This is a genomic window from Halomonas sp. SpR8 (assembly GCF_031010195.1).
In the GTDB taxonomy this organism is placed as follows: Bacteria; Pseudomonadota; Gammaproteobacteria; order Pseudomonadales; family Halomonadaceae; genus Vreelandella.
This window is the reverse complement of the sequence record NZ_JAUAMC010000003.1, coordinates 339,158-356,680: the sequence shown is the minus strand read 5'-3', so window position 1 is coordinate 356,680 and position 17,523 is coordinate 339,158. Positions and strand designations below refer to the sequence as shown.

Sequence of the window (17,523 nt, the reverse complement as noted above, 5' to 3'; positions counted from 1 at the left end):
GTAATCCTGAGAGGTAAGGGGCGGATTATCCTGTACTGGGCGCTAAGAGAAAAGCGTTAGCTTTGTTAAAAAACATTAACTGGGCGTCCAACGCAGGTCGAGGGTTTGCGGCAGTTCCAGGCTGGGGGTTTCCAGCTTGGGCACCTGATGACCGTGACGATGACCGCTGTCACTAAAACGCCCCAGTCGGCGCGCTTCGGCTTCAAAGGCATTGACCGGGAAGCTATCGAAATTACGTCCGGTGGGGTGAACCACGTAGTAGGTGCAGCCGGCTACTGAACGCTGGTTCCAGGTGTCGATGACATCAAACACCAGCGGTGCGTGAATGGGAATTTGCGGATGCAGCGCTGAGGGTGGCTGCCAGGCACGGTAGCGCACCCCGGCCACTGCTTCGCCGTTTCTGCCCGTGGCTGAAAGCGGTATCCGTCGGCCATTACAGGTAACCACGTAGCGGTCGCCGCTCATGCCGCTGACTTTGACTTCCATGCGCTCAACTGAGGAGTCAACGTAGCGAGCGGTGCCACCAGCGGAGGTCTCTTCGCCGAGCACGTGCCAGGGCTCGATAGCTTGACGCAGTTCAATATCCAGCATGGGGGTATGCAGCTTTCCATGCAGCGGGAAGCGGAACTCCAGAAAGGGGGCGAACCACTCCAGGTCAAAATCGAAGCCGTGGTAGCGCAAGTCGCTTAACACATCGTCAAGGTCATTCCACAGGTAATGAGGGAGCATCCAGCGATCCTGTAGCGCGCTGCCCCAACGCACCGGTTTAGCTCGATAGGGCGTTTTCCAGCAGCGCGCCACCAGGGCGCGGATCAGCAGCATCTGCATCAACCCCATCCGCGCGTGGGGCGGCATTTCAAAGCCGCGAAGCTCTAACAGCCCTAGCCGTCCGCTGTCGCTATCCGGCGAGTAAAGCTTGTCGATACAGAACTCGGCGCGGTGGGTATTGCCGGTTAAGTCGGTCAGCAGGTGGCGTAGTAAGCGATCCACTAACCAGGGCTGTACGACCTCACCTTCGGGCATTTGCTGCAGAGCAATTTCCAGCTCGTAAAGCGCTTCGTGGCGCGCTTCATCCACCCGCGGCGCTTGGCTGGTGGGGCCGATAAACAGGCCTGAAAACAGGTAGGAGAGAGCAGGGTGGTGCTGCCAGTAAGTGACTAAGCTTGCAAGCAGATCCGGACGGCGCAAAAACGGCGAGTCCTCAGGCGTCAAGCCGCCAAGGGTGACATGGTTACCACCGCCGGTGCCGGTGTGGCGGCCATCGAGCATAAATTTTTCGGTGCCTAGACGGGTTTCCCGGGCCTCGGCATACAGCCGTTCGGTTTGGGCCACCAGGGTTTGCCAACTGGCGGCGGGCATAATATTCACTTCGATCACGCCCGGGTCGGGGGTGATCATAAAGTTTTCCAAGCGCGGATCCCGTGGCGGCGAGTAGCCCTCCACCATCACCGGGAAAGCGAGCTCCTTGGCGCACTCCTCAACGGTGCTTAGCAGGTCTAGGTAGTGCTCTAAGTGGGTTAGCGGCGGCAGGAAAATATGCAGGCGGCCATCTCTGGGCTCTACGCATAGGCTGGTGTGAATAACGCCACTTTCAGTATCGATTTCCGCTCGCGGCTGCTGCTGCACCGCTTCGCCCTCTGGATGAGAGGGGCTTGGATGGCTGGTTCGCCCCAAGCGCTCGGCCTCGCTGAGGTGGTGCTGTTCGGCGTTGCGGCGGGCAACTTCACCGTGAATATCGCCTAATTCTGGACGGGGCGCGAATAGCGACTCCGGTTGGGGCTGCTCTTCTGGGTCAGCCCAGGGCAGTGCCGAAAGCGGTAAACGTAGGCCCATGGGCGAGTCGCCGGGCACCAGGAACAGATGCTCACGCTTGAGCGGCCAACGGCCGCTTTCCCAGCGGTGGGCCTGGCTGATGGAGTGGCGCAGTGGCAAGGCGTAGCCCACGACTTCATCCAGGCCTTGTTCCAGCAAACGGGCTAGACGATGACGTTCGGCGTCATCTTTGAGATTGGCTTCCCGTGGGTCAACGTTGACCGGTAGTGACTGTTCTTTCCATAGATAGTAGTAGGTGTCCTCGAACGCCGGAATCCAGTAGCGCACGGCTACGCCCAGGCGTTCGCTAAGCGCTTTAGTAAAGCGCTGTGCCATTGCATCATCTGCGTGGATCTCTGGTGAGCCGTCTAGGCAGGCTAGCCATTGCGGGTCGCGCCATAGGGGCACGCCATCTTTACGCCAGTAGCAGGCCAGTGCCCAGCGGGGCAGTGGTTCACCGGGATACCACTTGCCCTGCTGTTGCTGAATAGCGCTGCCAGGCGCGTAGGCGGCTTGTAGCCGAGTCAGCAGTGCCTCGGCACGCTCGCGCTTGTGTTCGCCCAACGCTTCGGTATTCCACTGCGGGCTCTCCATATCGTCGACCGATACAAATGTCGGTTCTCCGCCCATGGTCAGGCGCACGTCTTCGTGCAGCAGCTCGGCATCCACTGCGTCGCCCAGCGCGCAGATACGCTGCCACTGCTCATCGCTATAGGGCTTGGTGACCCGTGGATCTTCGTGGATGCGTTCCACTTCCATGGTCACATCAAAGGTGACTTCACACTTATCTGAAAACCCGGTAATTGCAGCTGCGCTGCCGGTTGTCGGGGTGGCGGCGAGGGGGATGTGGCCTTCGCCAGCGAACAGCCCTGAAGTGGGGTCAAGACCTACCCAGCCCGCGCCGGGCAGGAAGACTTCTGTCCAGGCGTGTAGGTCGGTAAAGTCCACCTCGCTACCACTGGGGCCATCCAACGCTTTGACATCGGACTTGAGCTGAACGAGGTAGCCGGAGACAAAGCGAGCGGCGAGACCTAAATGGCGGAAAATTTGCACCAGCAACCAAGCGCTGTCGCGGCAGGAACCGCTGGCCAGGGTTAGCGTCTCTTCGCAGCTTTGTACGCCGGGCTCCATGCGGACCAGGTAACCAATATCCTCCTGCAGGCGCTGATTAAGCGCGACCAGGAAATCGACGGTGGTGGTAGGTTCGCGGGGAACGGCTTTTAGCCATTCCATTAGCCGTGGCCCTGACTCGGTTATTTCCAGATAGGGGCTCAGTTCCTGGCGCAGTGCTTCTGGATACGCAAAGGGAATTTTTTGCGCAATGTCGTCCAAAAAGAAATCGAACGGATTGATAACCGTCATCGGAGCGATAAGTTCGACGGCAATGGTTAACTCTTTGCGCGGCTCAGGAAACACCACGCGGGCATTGAAGTTGCCGAAAGGATCCTGTTGCCAGTTTAAAAAGTGGTCGTCGCCGGAGAGTTTAAGCGAGTATGCCTCGATATGCGTACGGCAATGGGGCGCCGGCCGCAGCCGAATAACGTGGGGCGACAGACGCACCGGGCGGTCAAAGTGATAGGTCGTACGATGATACAAGGCAACGCGAATGGTCATGGGCCACCCTCAAAAGAACCGTTATCAACCGGCTGGTCGGGTTAGAGATTAACCGAACGTTTGGCAAGTATCGTTCCACTTTAACTTTTTTGCAGCCGCTATCTTAACTAAGGCGTTTAACTAAAGTGGAAATCACTTAATGCACCAAAATAGCACTGTTTTGCTGCACCGATGTGGAGCATAAAGTCGCTTTAATTGGCTCGTGCTCCCTGTCAAGAAGCGTTTAAGTAAGCGAACGTTGAAATATCGCAAAAGATGGTACGTATTTTGCTCTCAATTGTTTGATTGTTTTGCGCGCGGCAGGCCTACACTGAGCATTGAGGAAGTTGCCGCTTCCACCCCAGCGCCAGGAGAGCGCCCATGAGCCAAGTGAATTGGAATAACTATGCATGTCGTGATTTCTACGATGAGCTGATGGTCGCACCCGGCCAGCCACGCGAGTCAGCGGGTGAATTGTGCAACATGTTGGCAAGGTTTAGCGCAGAAGAGTTAGCGGAGCGGAAAACAGCGGCGGAGATCGCCATTCGCACCATGGGGATTACGTTCACCGTTTATTCTGAAGGCGCAATGATTGATCGCGCCTGGCCTTTTGATATCGTGCCGCGGATTATTCCCGCCAGTGAGTGGCGTAAAACCGAGGCGGGTCTCAAGCAGCGCGTACAGGCGCTGAACCTATTTATTGATGATCTCTACCACGACCAAAAAGTCATCAAGGATAAAGTGTTACCTGCCGAGGTGCTGGCGCAGTCGGTTAATTTCCGCTCCCAGTGCGTCGGCATTAATCCCCCCCACGGCGTGTGGGCCCACGTTTGCGGTTCAGACCTGGTGCGTGATGGTGACGGTACGCTGTATGTGTTGGAGGATAACTTACGGATTCCCTCTGGCGTTTCTTACATGCTGGAAAACCGCAACGTCACTAAACGAGTGCTGCCCGAGCTGTTCGCCTCGGGCAAAATTCTGCCTGTGGATGATTATGTAGCTAATCTTTATGACATGCTCGCAGCGATGTCACCCAGACCTGGCGATGAGCCACAGGTAGTGGTTTTGACACCGGGTATTTATAACTCTGCCTACTTTGAACACGCGTATCTTGCTCAGCAAATGGGGGTTGAGTTAGTGCAGGGTAGTGACTTAGTGGTGGATGACGATGACGTGGTTTATATGCGCACCGTTGAAGGGCGGCGCCGAGTGGATGTGATTTATCGTCGCGTTGACGATGAGTTTTTAGACCCCGAAGCGTTTAATCCTGAGTCAATGCTAGGCGTGGCGGGCCTAATGCGCGCTTGGCGGGCGGGGAAAGTCGCGCTAGCCAATGCACCGGGAGCGGGCGTTGCGGATGACAAAGTCGTCTACGCCTTTGTGCCCGCGTTGATCCGCTATTATCTCGATCAAGAACCGCTGCTGCCCAACGTGCCCAGCTATCTGTGCATGTTTGAGGATGATCGCCGCTATGTGCTTGATCACCTGGATGAATTGGTGGTCAAACCCGCCAATGAGTCGGGCGGATACGGCATGCTAATTGGCCCGCGTTCAACCAAAGAGACCCGCGAAGAATTTGCCCGCTTGATTAAGGCGAACCCGCGCAATTATATGGCCCAGCCCACCCTGGCACTCTCTACTACCCCGACGCTGACCAATGGATTACCACAGCCACGTCACGTGGATTTACGCCCTTTCATTCTTTCCGGACCGGAAATTCATGTAACCACCGGAGGGCTCACCCGAGTGGCGTTGATAGAGGGGTCGCTGGTGGTGAACTCTTCTCAAGGCGGTGGCAGCAAAGATACCTGGATTGTGGAAACCGACGATAAGGCGGCAGTGGCCGCGGTGAAAGGAGCCTAACGCCATGCTGTCACGCGTTGCAGAGAATCTCTATTGGATGGCGCGCTACATCGAGCGCGCGGAAGATACCGCCCGTCTACTGAGCGTCAACAGTCACCTCATGCTTGATTTGCCAGGGCGCCTACCGCTGGGATGGGCACCGCTTATCGAAATGACCGGCAGTCTGGAAACCTTCACCGCCCGCCATGAAACGTTTGATGAGCGCAACGTGGTGCATTTTTTGTGTGCTGATCCCGACAATGACATTTCAATCCTCTCTGCACTGGCCAGTGCCCGTGAGAATTTGAGAACCACCCGGGATGTGGTACCCCGGGAAATTTGGGAGGAGGTCAATCAGCTCTATCTGAGCGTCGCCGATCATGCTGAAAATGGCGTTAGTCCACGCCGTCGCGATAGCTTTCTTAAGAGCGTGATTCGTGGCTGCCAATCATTGACGGGTCTTATTGAGGGCACGTTAAGTCATGGTCCCGCGCGCACCTTTATTGAGCTGGGGCGTCAGTTAGAACGCGTTGATATGACCACGCGCATTGTGGATGTGCGTTCGGCCAGCCTGTTGCCACAAAACCCTGAAGAGTTGCTGCCGTTTGAAAACCTGCAGTGGATGAGCGTGCTTAAATCGCTGACGGCGTACCAAATGTATCGCCAGCAGGTGCGTTTACGTGTGCGCGGGCCGGATGTGTTGCGCTTTCTACTGCAAGACCCCAATCTGCCGCGCTCGATTGCCTGCAGCCTGGAGACGCTGGGCCATGAGCTGACGCTACTACCCCGCCAAGATCGTCCGTCGGCGACCGTTTCATTGGTGCGCGCTGATGTGGTAGATGCCGATATTCAGGCGTTGGCGCATTCGCCCAGTAAGCTGCATGCGTTTATCGATGAACTGCAAATTGGCTTTGCCGCCATTCACGATACGCTCAGCGCGACTTATTTTGTCAATGATGACAGCGTCCCCCGTGTGGTCCCAACTCAAAGCCAGAGCCAGAGTCAAAGCCACTCGGGAGACAACGATAACGACTAGCTTTTAAAGGAATCACGTTCTAATGGGCTGGCGGCCTGGATGATGTGATGCAGGTACGCCAGCTTTTCGCGCACCGCTGGGGCGAGTACTCCGGGGGCCAAATCAAGCAAGCCCATATCCCGGTTGAGTTCATTAACCGACATACCTACCTGATGGAAGGCAATCAGCATGCTATCCAGGCTGCCGTCGTACTCAACGTGGGTGATGCCCATGTGCAGGGCGGTGTCGAGCACGGCGACCATATCTAAGTAGTAAGCGAAGGTTTCGGCAAAATCCTCCCAGGGGTGCATGGTGGCGTAGGCAGAGATGCAGCGGCTCGGCCAGTCGCTCGGCGCGCCCTGCTGGTAATAGCGCTCTAACGCTTCGGCATAGCTTGGCCGATGGTGGTTGCCAAATACTGCCCGGCACGCTTCCTCATCACGATCTTTTACCAACACATCCCAATAGTAGTGGCCGATTTCATGCCGGAAATGGCCAATCAAGGTGCGGTGGGACTCGTTCATATCGACCCGCAGACGCTCGCGCTCAACGTCATCGGCTTCTTTAACGTTGATGGTGATATGGCCCGATGCGTGCCCGGTATAGACCTTTTCTTGCTTGGCGGTGGAGCGCCATAGTCCCTGATCGGGCAGGGCATCGGCCATAAACGAGAAGCTGAGTGGAACCGCAATATCATCCTCTTGGGTGCCGTGGGGTAATTTAAGTAAATCCAGGGTATGAAACAAACGACGCTTTGCCGCCTCGAGTGCTGCCCAGCGCTCGCGGTTTCCATCAATGGTTAAATCGGGAATCATGGCGTTATATCGGCAGCAGTCGCATAGCGCGTCCGCTTGGCCATTTTCCATCACCACCATACGATTGCAGACGTTCTCAACAGCGAAGTTGTAACACTTCATCAATGGCGTATCACAACCTGGATGCGTACAGCGAAAGCCGCCATTATCCAGCGGTTCAATGGCAACGATATTACTACAGGCAGGGCACCAGCCAACCTCGGACTGGCAGCTAAGGCAGTGGGTATTTTCATAAAACAGCGGATTGCCACAGCGACAGCTAAAGGTCTGCATAATTAATTCCCTGTGTTAAACACGTCATGCGTTTACCGTGAGCACCCCTATCAGGCACGGCTTTGCTAATAAGTCGAAGCATAGCCAGCGCGGCGCCACTATGGAAAGGCGAATTGACGTCGCGCTGCAGATTTTGTTTACTCATACAATGGCTAGTTGACGTTAACGTCAACTTGCTGCTATACCCAATGCTCTTGCATTACAGCAACGTGCTTTATAAAAACTGCTTTTTTTATAACAACCAGCACCATAACAACCACAATCATCAACAGGAGCAACGCTATGTCCGTTCGCGAAATCACCATGTATATCGATGGCCAGCCCGTGCCGTCGCAAAGCCAGGAGTGGCGCGATGTGGTTAACCCGGCGACACAAGAAGTGGTTGCCCGGGTGCCGTTTTGTACCGCTGCCGAAGTAGAGCGCGCTATCAGCAGTGCCAAAGAGGCGTTTAAAGAGTGGCGTAAAGTGCCCCTGGGCAAGCGCATGCGCATTATGCTCAAGCTTCAAGCGCTGATCCGCGACAATACCGCAGAGCTTGCGGCACTGATTACCGAAGAGCATGGCAAAACCCTGCCGGATGCGGAGGGTGAAGTCGGCCGTGGCTTGGAAGTAGTGGAGCACGCCTGTTCGATTACGTCGCTGCAACTAGGTGAATTGGCTGAAAACGCTGCCAACGAGGTAGATGTATACACCATGCATCAGCCGCTGGGAGTGGGGGCGGGGATTACCGCGTTTAACTTCCCTATTATGCTGCCGTGCTTTATGTTCCCGCTGGCCATTGCCACCGGCAATACCTTTGTTCTGAAACCTTCAGAGCAAGACCCCAGCTCCACCATGCGTTTAGTCGAGCTGGCTCACGAAGCAGGCGTCCCCGCTGGCGTGCTCAACGTGGTGCACGGTGGCCCGGATGTGGCTAATCAAATTGCTGATCATCAGGATATTAAAGCGCTCTCGTTCATCGGCTCTACCCACGTGGGTTCGCTGCTGTATAACCGTGCGGCAGCGGCAGGCAAGCGCATGCAGGCGATGATGGGGGCTAAAAACCACTGTGTGGTCATGCCTGATGCTAACCGTAGCCAAGCGATCAACAACTTGCTGGGCTCAGCCTTTGGCGCTGCAGGCCAACGCTGCATGGCAAACTCGGTGGTCGTACTGGTCGGAGAGGCGCGCGAGTGGCTGGGCGATATCGTCGATGCGGCGCGGGAAATGAAAGTGGGTCCGGGCACTCAGCTTGATGCGGATTTGGGTCCGCTGGTATCACCAGCCGCCCGTGATCGCGTGCTGCGCTTGATTGATGCAGGCGAGAAAGAGGGCGCCAAACTGATGGTCGATGGGCGCAATGTTCAGGTTGAGGGCTATCCCAACGGTAACTTTGTAGGGCCGACCCTGTTTGCTGATGTCACGGCGGATATGACTATTTACCGCGAAGAGATTTTTGGCCCGGTGCTGTGTGTGGTTAGCGTGGAAACACTGGATGAGGCGATTGCCTTTATCAACGCGAATCCTAACGGTAACGGCACCTCTATCTTTACTAACTCTGGTTGGGTGGCGCGCCGTTTTGAAACGGATATTGAAGTTGGCCAAATCGGTATTAACGTGCCGATCCCCGTGCCGGTCGCTTACTTCAGCTTCACCGGCTCGCGGGCTTCAAAGCTGGGCGATTTAGGCCCCAACGGCAAACAGGCGATCGCTTTCTGGACGCAAACCAAAACGGTGACTGCACGTTGGTTTGAACCTGAAAATGTCTCTAGCGGGATCAACAGCACGATCTCACTTGGCTAAAACGTTGGTATCTGCTACTGCAACGGCAAGTACATTCACAATAATGAGGTGACTATGTCTGCATCACTAAGCCGTTTTAGCATTCCGGAAACGCTCGAGGATTTGCCAGAGGATATTCGCAACGCCATCATGGAGGTGCAGGCAAAAGCGGGCTTTGTGCCCAATGTGTTTCTAATGTTAGCTCATCGCCCGGCAGAGTTTCGGGCCTTTTTTGCCTATCACGATGCGTTGATGGAGCGCGAGTCAGATTCGCTTACAAAAGCGGAAAAAGAGATGATCGTGGTCGCCACTAGCGCGCGTAACCGCTGTTTATACTGCGTGGTTGCCCACGGAGCGTTGGTGCGAATTTATAGCAAAGACCCTCTGTTGGCAGACCAGGTCGCCATCAATCATCGCGTGGCGCCGATTAGTGAGCGCCACCGCGTGATGCTCGATTTTGCTATGCACTGTGCCATTGACGTCGGTGAATTGACCGATCAGTGGCTTACAAACCTGTTGGAAGTGGGCTTCACTCAGGATGATTGCTGGGATATTGGTGCCATTGCGGCGTTCTTTGGCTTATCGAATCGGTTAGTGACGTTAGCAGGCACCCCGCCCAATGAGGAGTTTTACTTGATGGGGCGTGTGCCTCGTAGTGATACGGCAAATACTACTTAAGCTTTACTAAGGCGTCTTTATCGGTAAGGATAGCGCCTACATTCACTGTCGCCAGGGGAGCCCTTTATCAAAGGGCTGAGAATGCGCAGCGCGCAGACCCTGGAACCTGATCCGGTTAGTACCGGCGGAGGAAGTGCGACATGCTTTACCTGACGTCAGCCGTGCTTGGCGCGGCGCTGTGTTGCTTTGCTTATTTGGGCTTAAGGGCTCGCTGGGTAGATGGCCCGCTAGATGACTATGTCACCGCTCGCAACTCGCAAACAGCTTCTACCCTGGGGCTCTCCTTTCTTGCCTCCGGAATGGGCGCCTGGATTCTTTTTGCTCCCCCCGAAATTGGCGCTTTTGTTGGCCCGCTCGCCCTCGCTGGTTATGCGCTTGGCTCTGCGCTGCCCTTCATAGTATTGGGCCTGTATGGGCCTAAGATTCGTCGCGCACTGCCCGAGGGACGCAGCATTGCCGAGTTTGCTGAAGCTTGCTATGGCATAGGCGTACGGCGTTGGGTCACGCTGGTGTCGGTCGGCTATATGGCCTGCTTTTTGGCTGCTGAGCTAACCGCCATCGGCGCGATCACCGCGCTGCTTTCTGATGTGCCGCCCGCACTGGTCATTATTGGTGTGGCACTTACTACACTGGTTTATACAGCGGTTGGAGGGCTGCGCGCCAGCCTTGCCACGGACCGTTGGCAGGCATGGCTGCTGCTTGTGCTCTTGTCAGCGGTGGGCAGCGTTGCGTTGTGGCGGTTGCCTGCAATGCCTAACGAAGCGACGCTGCCTTCAATTCCTGTCACCAGTGCGCTTAGCGTCGCGTTAACGCTGGTCATCGCAGTCACGGCGGCGAATCTCTTTCATCAGGGGTATTGGCAACGCGTATGGGCTGCCCGCGATGATCAAAGCCTCGGTCGTGGCGCTTGGTTAGGTGGCGCGATGACAGTGGCAGTGGTAATGGTGATTGGCGGTTTAGGCATGCTCGCCGCCATGAGTGGAATCTCCCTTGGCCAGCCACCCATGCCGTTTTTTGCGCTGCTAACGGAGACGCCAGCATGGCTGACGCTGCCTGCCTTAGTGCTGGCGGTCACCTTGGTGGCTTCTAGCGTTGATACACTACAAAACGGTATCGCTTCCTTGGTTGTCGCCCGCAGTGAACAGCAGGGCGTTTCATTGGTTGCTACCCGCTGGGTGACGGTAGTCGTAATGATCCCGGTGGTAGTCATTGCCTTGCAGGGCCTGTCGGTACTGCGGCTGTTCTTAATTGCCGATTTACTGTGTGCCGCCATTGTGGTGCCCGTTCTGCTTGGCTTATGGCAGCGTATGACGTCATTCGCGGCCATTGCCGGTGGGATGGCTGGGTTACTAGGCGCGATTCTACCAGGCTGGTTCAGTCAGGGTAGTCTGTTGGCGGGCGTGGTTGCGGCGAGTTTCCCGGGCAGTATTCCCACGCTGGGGCCGTTTTTAGGCGCGTTAATTGCTTCTACGCTGACAAGCGTCATACTCGCAAGGCTGGCTAGCAAGTAGTGAGAATTAAGCAGTAGAGTGCTGGTCGCGGTATGCTGGAGATACACACCTACTTCAATGGGTGAGATAGCTATGAGCTACCCAATAGCACTTAATGAAGAGGCGCGCTTAGCGGCGCTCTATGAACTTGAGCTGCTAGACACCCCCGACGAGCCTGCGTTTGATCGCGTCACTAGGCTTGTGGTCCAATTGCTGCATGTGCCTATCTCAACGGTGACTTTGATTGATGCAAAGCGTCAGTGGCTTAAATCGCGCGTTGGTATTGAGACGCGTGAGACCTCTCGAGATGTCGCTTTCTGTGCTTACACCATTATGGCCGCCGAGCCATTTATCGTTGAAGATGCCAGCGAAGACGCCCGTTTTGCTCAAAACCCATTGGTGACTTCTCCCAGCGGTATTCGTTTTTATGCAGGTATACCGCTGAGTTCGATAAAGGGCCTACCGCTGGGGTCTCTCTGCGCGATCGACACCAAGCCGCGTGCGATTAGCGAGGACGAGTTAGCGGCTCTGAAAGATCTGGCAGCGATAGTCACTGATGAACTTCATTTACGTGAGCGGCTAACAATAGAAAAGAAAAATGCCAAGGCCTCCCAGCAGGCGCTGGATGAGCTACATCGCAGCATGGAGCGCCAAATCGAACGGCGGACTAATGAGCTTAACCTTGTTATTGAGTCTGCCTATGACGCCTATATCAGTCTTGATGCACAAAACGTCATTCTGGATTGGAATCGAGCGGCCGAAATGATGTTTGGTTGGCCACGCAAGTCGGCGCTGGCTAAGCCAATTACACAACTGATTTTTCCTGCAGGATTGCCTGCCGCGAATGATCGGGCAACTATTGAGTTTACGGCGTGCCGTTGTGATGGTAATGAATTACCCGTTGAGGTGCGCGTCAAAAAATTGGTGATTGACGGCCGCGAACGGAAAAGCCTTTTTATCCATGATATTACCGAACGCCAGCAGCTAGAGCGCCTGCGCAATCAGCAGGCCCGTGAAGATGTGCTAACCAAATTGCCTAATCGGCGAGCCCTAGATGAACGCTTGCCTGAAGCAATGTCTCGCACACGGCGAACCCACCAGCCCTTAGCTGTTCTGTTTATGGATCTGGATGGCTTTAAGGTGATTAACGACACTCATGGCCATGCCGTGGGCGATGATTTGTTACGCGTCATCGCCGAGCGTTTGGAGAATGCTGTCCGTGAAACCGACTATGTTGCGCGGTGGGCGGGGGATGAGTTTGTGTTGTTGTTAGAAAATAGTGAACCTACGGCAATTGAGCCATTGGCTAATAAATTAATTCAACTGATAGAAGAGCCGATAGCCGCCGGTAATGCAGCGTTAAACGTAAGTGTCAGTATTGGCGTCGCTCTGTACCTACCAGCCAGCGTAGAAACAGCGAATGAGCTGTTAAAAAGAGCCGATGTGGCTATGTATGACGCCAAACGCTCAGGAAAAGCCCAGGTACGGTTCGCCCCGTCTGTGGATTGAACGGATTAGATGTTGTTTATTTCGAGATGACTACTCAAGGACGACCATGATTCGGACTATTTTGACTGCGCCTGAAGGGCAAGCCCAAGAGGGCGATGAACGCCTTGTAGCAGTATGGCAAGACACGCCGGGCAGCCATCTTTGGATCGATATGCAGGGCGAGACGCAGGAGAGCGAGCGCAAAATTCTAGAGGCGTTTGAGTTCCACCCGATGGCGATTCAAGACGCCCACAAAGAGCGCCATCCACCTAAGATCGAAGAGTTTGATAACCACACGCTGATTATTTATCGCGGTATTTCCTCCTTCGATGCTGAACTCAACTACCTGCCCCAGCAGGTGTGCTTTTTTGTAGGGGAGCGGTTTCTGGTGACCCTACACCCTGGCCAAGCGCTTTCCATTGAGCGCCTTTTCAACGAGCACGGTAAAGCCCTGCTGGCCCACTCGCCTGAACACGTCGCGCTACGGATAATGTATATTTCAGCGGGCTTTTATATCGATAGCTTGCTCGAATTTGAAACGGCGTTAAGCGATCTTGAAGACGAGCTGCTGGAAAACGGTAATGATCTGCTAATGCGTAAGATCATTACCTATCGCTCTCGATTGGTTAAAATGCGCCGCATTTTTAGCTACCACCAGGGAATTACCCAAGAACTTACCGCTTATGATTATGAGCATTTGCCCCGGGAGCAGAGCGAAACCCTGCACGCGATCAATGATGTGGCGGACCGTTTCGAACGTCTCTACACCCTGACCCAAATGTACTACGATATTTGCGGTGACTTAATTGATGGTTATATCTCGATTTCATCTCACCAGTTAAACATCACCATGCGCGTGCTCACGGTGATTACCGCGATCTTTGTGCCTCTTACGTTTATCGCCGGGATTTATGGCATGAACTTCGAAAACATGCCCGAACTGCGCTATCGGTACGGCTACTTTTTTGTCTTGGGGGCAATGCTGGGTATCGCTGGCGTCATGATTTGGCTGTTTAAGCGCAAGCGCTGGTTTTAACCCGTGAGCGAAAAGTTGACGCATGCATAGGTAGTCGGCGGTTGTCTGTGGCATCCTCTCCCGCGACCAAGACAATAAGGCATCAAGCCGTCGACTAGCGTATTAACTGGGAGAATATCCATGACGATTATGATTATCGGACTGCTGATTTTTTTAGGCAGTCACTCTGCGCGTATTTTTGCTGAAAGCTGGTGTCAGCAGCAGATTGCTAAACGCGGCGAAACCTCTTGGAAAATTGCCTATTCGGCGGTATCCATCGTTGGCCTTGGCATTGCCATTTACGGTTTTGGCCAGATGCGTCTCGATCCCCTCTTTATCTGGCACCCGCCCATGGGCCTGCGCCATGCGGTGGCGCTGTTGATGGTGCCCGCCTTTATTATGCTGGTGGCGGCCTATGTTCCGGGCAACGCCATCAAGGCCAAGCTGGGCCACCCGATGATGCTGTCAGTAAAAATCTGGGCGTTTGCTCACCTGCTGGTCAACGGGCGCTTAGGCGATATTATTTTTTTTGCGGCCTTTCTTATCTGGGCTATCCTGGCGTTTAAAGCCGCTAAAAAGCGCGATCGCCTTACACCGCCTGCGCCTTTAAGCACCAATAAAAAGGCCACCGTTGCTACCGTCCTCGTCGGCTTGATAGCGTATGTGGTGTTTGCTTTTTATCTACATACAGCGCTGATTGGTGTGCCTGTTTTTAGCTAATCTACTTTTAGCTAATATTTTTTTAGTCATCAGGCGTTAGCCTAACCGAGGATTACTCCATGGCCGAGACGACCCCCACGGTGCCAACCACAATGGCTGCCATGCTATTGACCGGACATGGCGGTATCGAAAAGCTTGAATACCACCAGGATGTTGCCACGCCAGAGCCTAAGGCGGGAGAAGTGCTGGTGCAAGTGACGGCAACGGCAAAAAACAACACTGACCGCAAAGCGCGCGAAGGGCTTTATCCCACCAAGGACAAGGGCGACGTTACCTCCTTTGCCATGGGCGGTACGCCAACGCTTACCTTCCCGCGGATTCAAGGTGCCGATGTGGCAGGACGCATAGTGGCGGTCGGCGAGGGAGTTGGCGCCGAGCGCATTGGACAGCGAGGGTTACTCGATTTTAATATCTACGCCGATGAGCGCCGCGATATTAACTTAACGCCGGATTACTATGGCCATGGCGCCGACGGCGGCTTTGCTGAGTATATCGCTGTGCCAACTGATCAGTTTCATCACGTGCCCAACCCAAAGCTGCACGACGCGGAGCTTGCCTCCATGGGCATGTGCTCGTATCAAACCGCTTACCACATGATGACCGCCGCTAAGGTGAGCGCTGGCGAGCGTGTACTGGTCAGTGGTGCCAGCGGCGGTGTGGGCACCGCGCTCATCCAGCTCTGCCGCATTATTGGCGCTACTCCCTATGCGGTCAGCCAGTTAGACAAAGCCGACGCGCTCAAAGCGCTAGGCGCTGAAGCGGTGATTGACCGTGACGACTTGCCGACGTTTGTTGAGCGGGTGCTGGAAACCACCGGCGGCAAACCGATTGATGCGGTGATGGACTTGGTCGGCGGTGAGATGACCAACCTGTTTATCGACACCATGATTGTCGATATGCAGGGTCGTAAGAGCTATCCACGTCTTTCTATTGCGGGTGCCAGCGGTGGCAACCTGAGCGAAATGATGTGGACCCGAGTGTATCTTTACCAAGTGCAAATTTTTGGCGTTTCCCACGGTACCCGTGAAGAGGCTGAGCAGTTGGTGGCCTGGATCCGCAGCGGCGAATTAAAGCCAGTGCTTCACGCCGCCTTCAAACTGTCTGATCTACACGCTGCCGAGCGCTATTTTGTTAATCGAGGCAGCAATTATCTGGGCAAAATTGTGCTTGTGCCTGATGCTCAGTGGGCGTCTCACGGTGCGCCTTTCGCGCTTGAAAAATCCTCTTCCGCTGATCAGGAGCGCCGCTAGTGCATAACCTCCATACCATCCAGTTAATGGATACTCACGCGGGGGGCGATGTTAGTCGTATCGTCACAGGGGGAATTGATGTGCTGCCTGGGGCCACTGTGCGCGAGCAGATGGAGTACCTGCGTGATGACGCCGATGGGCTGCGCCGACTGCTGCTGGAAGAGCCCTACGGTATTCCAGAAATGTCGGTTGATTTGCTAGTGCCTGCCTGTCATCCGGAAGCGGTGGCGGGTTACATTATTATGGAAGTGATGGGCTACCCCATTTACTCTGGCTCTAATACGCTGTGTACCGCCACTGCGGTGCTGGAGAGTGGCATTGTACCCAAGCAGGAGGGTATTCAGCGCTTTAAACTCGAAGCGCCGGCCGGATTAGTGCAAATCGAAGCGAAGGTGCATAACGGGATAGTGGAATCGGTTACCTGTGGCGGTCTGCCCAGCTACATCGATACCTATCGCGAGTCGATTCAAGTACCGGGGATTGGCGAAGTCACTTACTCCATAGCCTACAGCGGTGGATTTTACGCCTTGGTCGATGCCTCCGAGCTGGGCTTTAAGCTAGTGCGTGATGAGGAGCGCGCACTCTCCGAGTGTGCCTATAAAATCGTTGAAGCGATTAAAGCGCAGCGTGGCTTTTCTCACTACACCCTAGGCGACGTAGGTCCACTGCCATTTCTGCACTTTATGGGCCCTGAAGTGCAGGTAGGGGAAGGCTTTACGCGTTCACGTTCAACCACCTATGTTCATCCTGGCGTTATTTGCCGTAGCACAACGGGCACTGGGACATCGGCACGCCTAGCACTAATGAACTACGAAGGTCGTTTGAATGTAGGCGACAAGTTAGAGACGGTTTCACTACGTGAGACGGGGTTTATCGGCACCTTCATCGGTACTCATCAGGAGGGTGCCTATCAAGTCGTGGAGAACACCATTACCGGGCGCAGCTATGTGCTGGCCCACTCGGATATTGTGATTAACTGTGATGACCCGATGGTGGCCTGTGGTGAGCTCCACCACATATTGAGTGATCGACATCAGCACGCAGAGCCTTCAGCGACATAGTTTTTTAATGACATAGTTTTTTTATGACATAGTTTTTGGTGACATAGTTTTTGGTGACATAGTTTTTAGTGGCATGGTTTTTAGTGACATAACCTTCAGCTTCTAAGCGTTCCCATACCGGGGCTTTTTCGGCCTCGGCCATACTGCCCCAACCCGCAATTTCATCCAGTGTTCGGCCACAGCCTTCGCACACCGATGTTATTGGCTCAATCTGGCAGATCTGTACGCAGGGCGAAAGAGGGCGCCGAGTGGGAGGTGTGGAACGTTTAGTCATTATGATGCCGACACCTTACCGCGCAGCGATTTAATTTTTCCCTTACGGGTTTTGTGATCAACGCGACGGCGCTGCGAGCCTTTAGTTGGCTTGGTGGCACGGCGTACTTTTTGCTGTTTGTTGGCGCTCTGTATCAGCTCTTTAAGGCGAGCTAGTGCATCCTCTTTATTCAGTTCGAGCTTGCGATGACTTTGAGCTTTTATTATCACCACACCCTCTTTACTGATGCGCTGATCGGATAGGGCCATTAATCGTTCTTTATAGAGCGGTGGTAGCGTGGAGCTAAGAATATCGAAGCGCAGGTGTACCGCTGAGGCGACTTTATTGACGTTCTGGCCGCCCGCGCCTTGGGCGCGAATCTGGCTGATGTCAATCTCCCAATCAGCCAAGGTAACGTTACTGGAAATGGTGAGCATTAATGGCCTCTGTGTTACTC

14 protein-coding genes and 1 riboswitch are annotated in these 17,523 nt (G+C 54.7%); of the genes, 10 read left to right on the top strand and 4 right to left on the bottom strand.

Going from position 1 to position 17,523, the window contains the following annotated elements:
- Positions 1-75: 75 nt before the first annotated feature.
- Entirely contained in the window at positions 76-3,426 is a 3,351-nt protein-coding gene (locus QT230_RS08235; RefSeq protein WP_308321128.1) for a transglutaminase family protein, read from the bottom strand.
- Between the two features lie 360 nt (positions 3,427-3,786).
- Here QT230_RS08235 and QT230_RS08230 point away from each other — a divergent pair, with 360 nt between their 5' ends.
- The gene (locus QT230_RS08230) at positions 3,787-5,268 is read left to right on the top strand and encodes a circularly permuted type 2 ATP-grasp protein (RefSeq protein WP_308321127.1); all 1,482 of its coding nucleotides are present in this window, start codon (positions 3,787-3,789) and stop codon (positions 5,266-5,268) included.
- A 4-nt stretch (positions 5,269-5,272) separates the two neighbouring features.
- Positions 5,273-6,283 carry an alpha-E domain-containing protein gene (locus QT230_RS08225; RefSeq protein ID WP_308321126.1) on the top strand — a complete coding sequence of 337 codons (1,011 nt, stop codon included), beginning with the start codon at positions 5,273-5,275 and terminating at the stop codon, positions 6,281-6,283.
- Here the strand turns inward: QT230_RS08225 and QT230_RS08220 are convergent.
- Entirely contained in the window at positions 6,280-7,350 is a 1,071-nt protein-coding gene (locus QT230_RS08220; protein WP_308321125.1) for a putative zinc-binding metallopeptidase, read from the bottom strand. The genes QT230_RS08225 and QT230_RS08220 overlap by 4 nt on opposite strands.
- A gap of 282 nt (positions 7,351-7,632) precedes the next feature.
- On the opposite strand from QT230_RS08220, the gene QT230_RS08215 reads away from it, so the two are divergent.
- From QT230_RS08215 to QT230_RS08180, 8 genes are all read left to right on the top strand, one after another.
- On the top strand, positions 7,633-9,132 hold the full coding sequence (locus QT230_RS08215; protein WP_308321124.1) for a CoA-acylating methylmalonate-semialdehyde dehydrogenase: 1,500 nt from the start codon (positions 7,633-7,635) through the stop codon (positions 9,130-9,132).
- Positions 9,133-9,186: 54 nt separating this feature from the next.
- Entirely contained in the window at positions 9,187-9,789 is a 603-nt protein-coding gene (locus QT230_RS08210; RefSeq protein WP_308321123.1) for a peroxidase-related enzyme, read from the top strand.
- 43 nt (positions 9,790-9,832) lie between these two features.
- Positions 9,833-9,940, top strand: a riboswitch (TPP riboswitch).
- Positions 9,930-11,300 (top strand): sodium:solute symporter, encoded by a 1,371-nt coding sequence (locus QT230_RS08205; RefSeq protein ID WP_308321122.1) that lies wholly within the window; start codon positions 9,930-9,932, stop codon positions 11,298-11,300. (Overlaps the previous riboswitch by 11 nt.)
- A 72-nt stretch (positions 11,301-11,372) precedes the next feature.
- Complete coding sequence (locus QT230_RS08200) at positions 11,373-12,788, top strand: diguanylate cyclase domain-containing protein (RefSeq protein ID WP_308321121.1); 1,416 nt, start codon at positions 11,373-11,375, stop codon at positions 12,786-12,788.
- A gap of 46 nt (positions 12,789-12,834) precedes the next feature.
- Entirely contained in the window at positions 12,835-13,803 is a 969-nt protein-coding gene (corA, locus tag QT230_RS08195) for a magnesium/cobalt transporter CorA (RefSeq protein WP_308321120.1), read from the top strand.
- 120 nt (positions 13,804-13,923) lie between these two features.
- A complete protein-coding gene (locus tag QT230_RS08190) occupies positions 13,924-14,502 on the top strand; it encodes an NnrU family protein (RefSeq protein WP_308321119.1) in 579 nt (192 codons plus the stop codon).
- A 59-nt stretch (positions 14,503-14,561) separates the two neighbouring features.
- A complete protein-coding gene (locus tag QT230_RS08185) occupies positions 14,562-15,752 on the top strand; it encodes a zinc-binding dehydrogenase (protein WP_308321118.1) in 1,191 nt (396 codons plus the stop codon).
- On the top strand, positions 15,752-16,813 hold the full coding sequence (locus tag QT230_RS08180) for a proline racemase family protein (RefSeq protein ID WP_308321117.1): 1,062 nt from the start codon (positions 15,752-15,754) through the stop codon (positions 16,811-16,813). The genes QT230_RS08185 and QT230_RS08180 overlap by 1 nt, the downstream gene beginning before the upstream one ends.
- A 4-nt stretch (positions 16,814-16,817) precedes the next feature.
- On the opposite strand, the gene QT230_RS08175 is transcribed toward QT230_RS08180, so the two are convergent.
- Complete coding sequence (locus QT230_RS08175) at positions 16,818-17,087, bottom strand: DUF1289 domain-containing protein (protein WP_308321116.1); 270 nt, start codon at positions 17,085-17,087, stop codon at positions 16,818-16,820.
- Positions 17,087-17,503, bottom strand: a complete 417-nt coding sequence (gene arfB / locus QT230_RS08170) for an alternative ribosome rescue aminoacyl-tRNA hydrolase ArfB (RefSeq protein ID WP_308321115.1) — start codon at positions 17,501-17,503, stop codon at positions 17,087-17,089. The genes QT230_RS08175 and arfB overlap by 1 nt, the downstream gene beginning before the upstream one ends.
- Between the last annotated feature and the right edge of the window lie 20 nt (positions 17,504-17,523).

What these genes read in the sequence shown, in the direction of transcription:
- QT230_RS08185 (WP_308321118.1), top strand. Translation starts at nt 14,562, where the DNA reads ATGGCCGAGACGACCCCCACGGTGCCAACCACAATGGCTGCCATGCTA.
- QT230_RS08225 (WP_308321126.1), top strand. Translation starts at nt 5,273, where the DNA reads ATGCTGTCACGCGTTGCAGAGAATCTCTATTGGATGGCGCGCTACATC.
- QT230_RS08210 (WP_308321123.1), top strand. Translation starts at nt 9,187, where the DNA reads ATGTCTGCATCACTAAGCCGTTTTAGCATTCCGGAAACGCTCGAGGAT.
- corA (WP_308321120.1), top strand. Translation starts at nt 12,835, where the DNA reads ATGATTCGGACTATTTTGACTGCGCCTGAAGGGCAAGCCCAAGAGGGC.
- QT230_RS08230 (WP_308321127.1), top strand. Translation starts at nt 3,787, where the DNA reads ATGAGCCAAGTGAATTGGAATAACTATGCATGTCGTGATTTCTACGAT.
- QT230_RS08220 (WP_308321125.1), bottom strand. Translation starts at nt 7,350, where the DNA reads ATGCAGACCTTTAGCTGTCGCTGTGGCAATCCGCTGTTTTATGAAAAT.
- QT230_RS08190 (WP_308321119.1), top strand. Translation starts at nt 13,924, where the DNA reads ATGACGATTATGATTATCGGACTGCTGATTTTTTTAGGCAGTCACTCT.
- QT230_RS08215 (WP_308321124.1), top strand. Translation starts at nt 7,633, where the DNA reads ATGTCCGTTCGCGAAATCACCATGTATATCGATGGCCAGCCCGTGCCG.
- arfB (WP_308321115.1), bottom strand. Translation starts at nt 17,503, where the DNA reads ATGCTCACCATTTCCAGTAACGTTACCTTGGCTGATTGGGAGATTGAC.
- QT230_RS08205 (WP_308321122.1), top strand. Translation starts at nt 9,930, where the DNA reads ATGCTTTACCTGACGTCAGCCGTGCTTGGCGCGGCGCTGTGTTGCTTT.
- QT230_RS08175 (WP_308321116.1), bottom strand. Translation starts at nt 17,087, where the DNA reads ATGACTAAACGTTCCACACCTCCCACTCGGCGCCCTCTTTCGCCCTGC.
- QT230_RS08235 (WP_308321128.1), bottom strand. Translation starts at nt 3,426, where the DNA reads ATGACCATTCGCGTTGCCTTGTATCATCGTACGACCTATCACTTTGAC.
- QT230_RS08200 (WP_308321121.1), top strand. Translation starts at nt 11,373, where the DNA reads ATGAGCTACCCAATAGCACTTAATGAAGAGGCGCGCTTAGCGGCGCTC.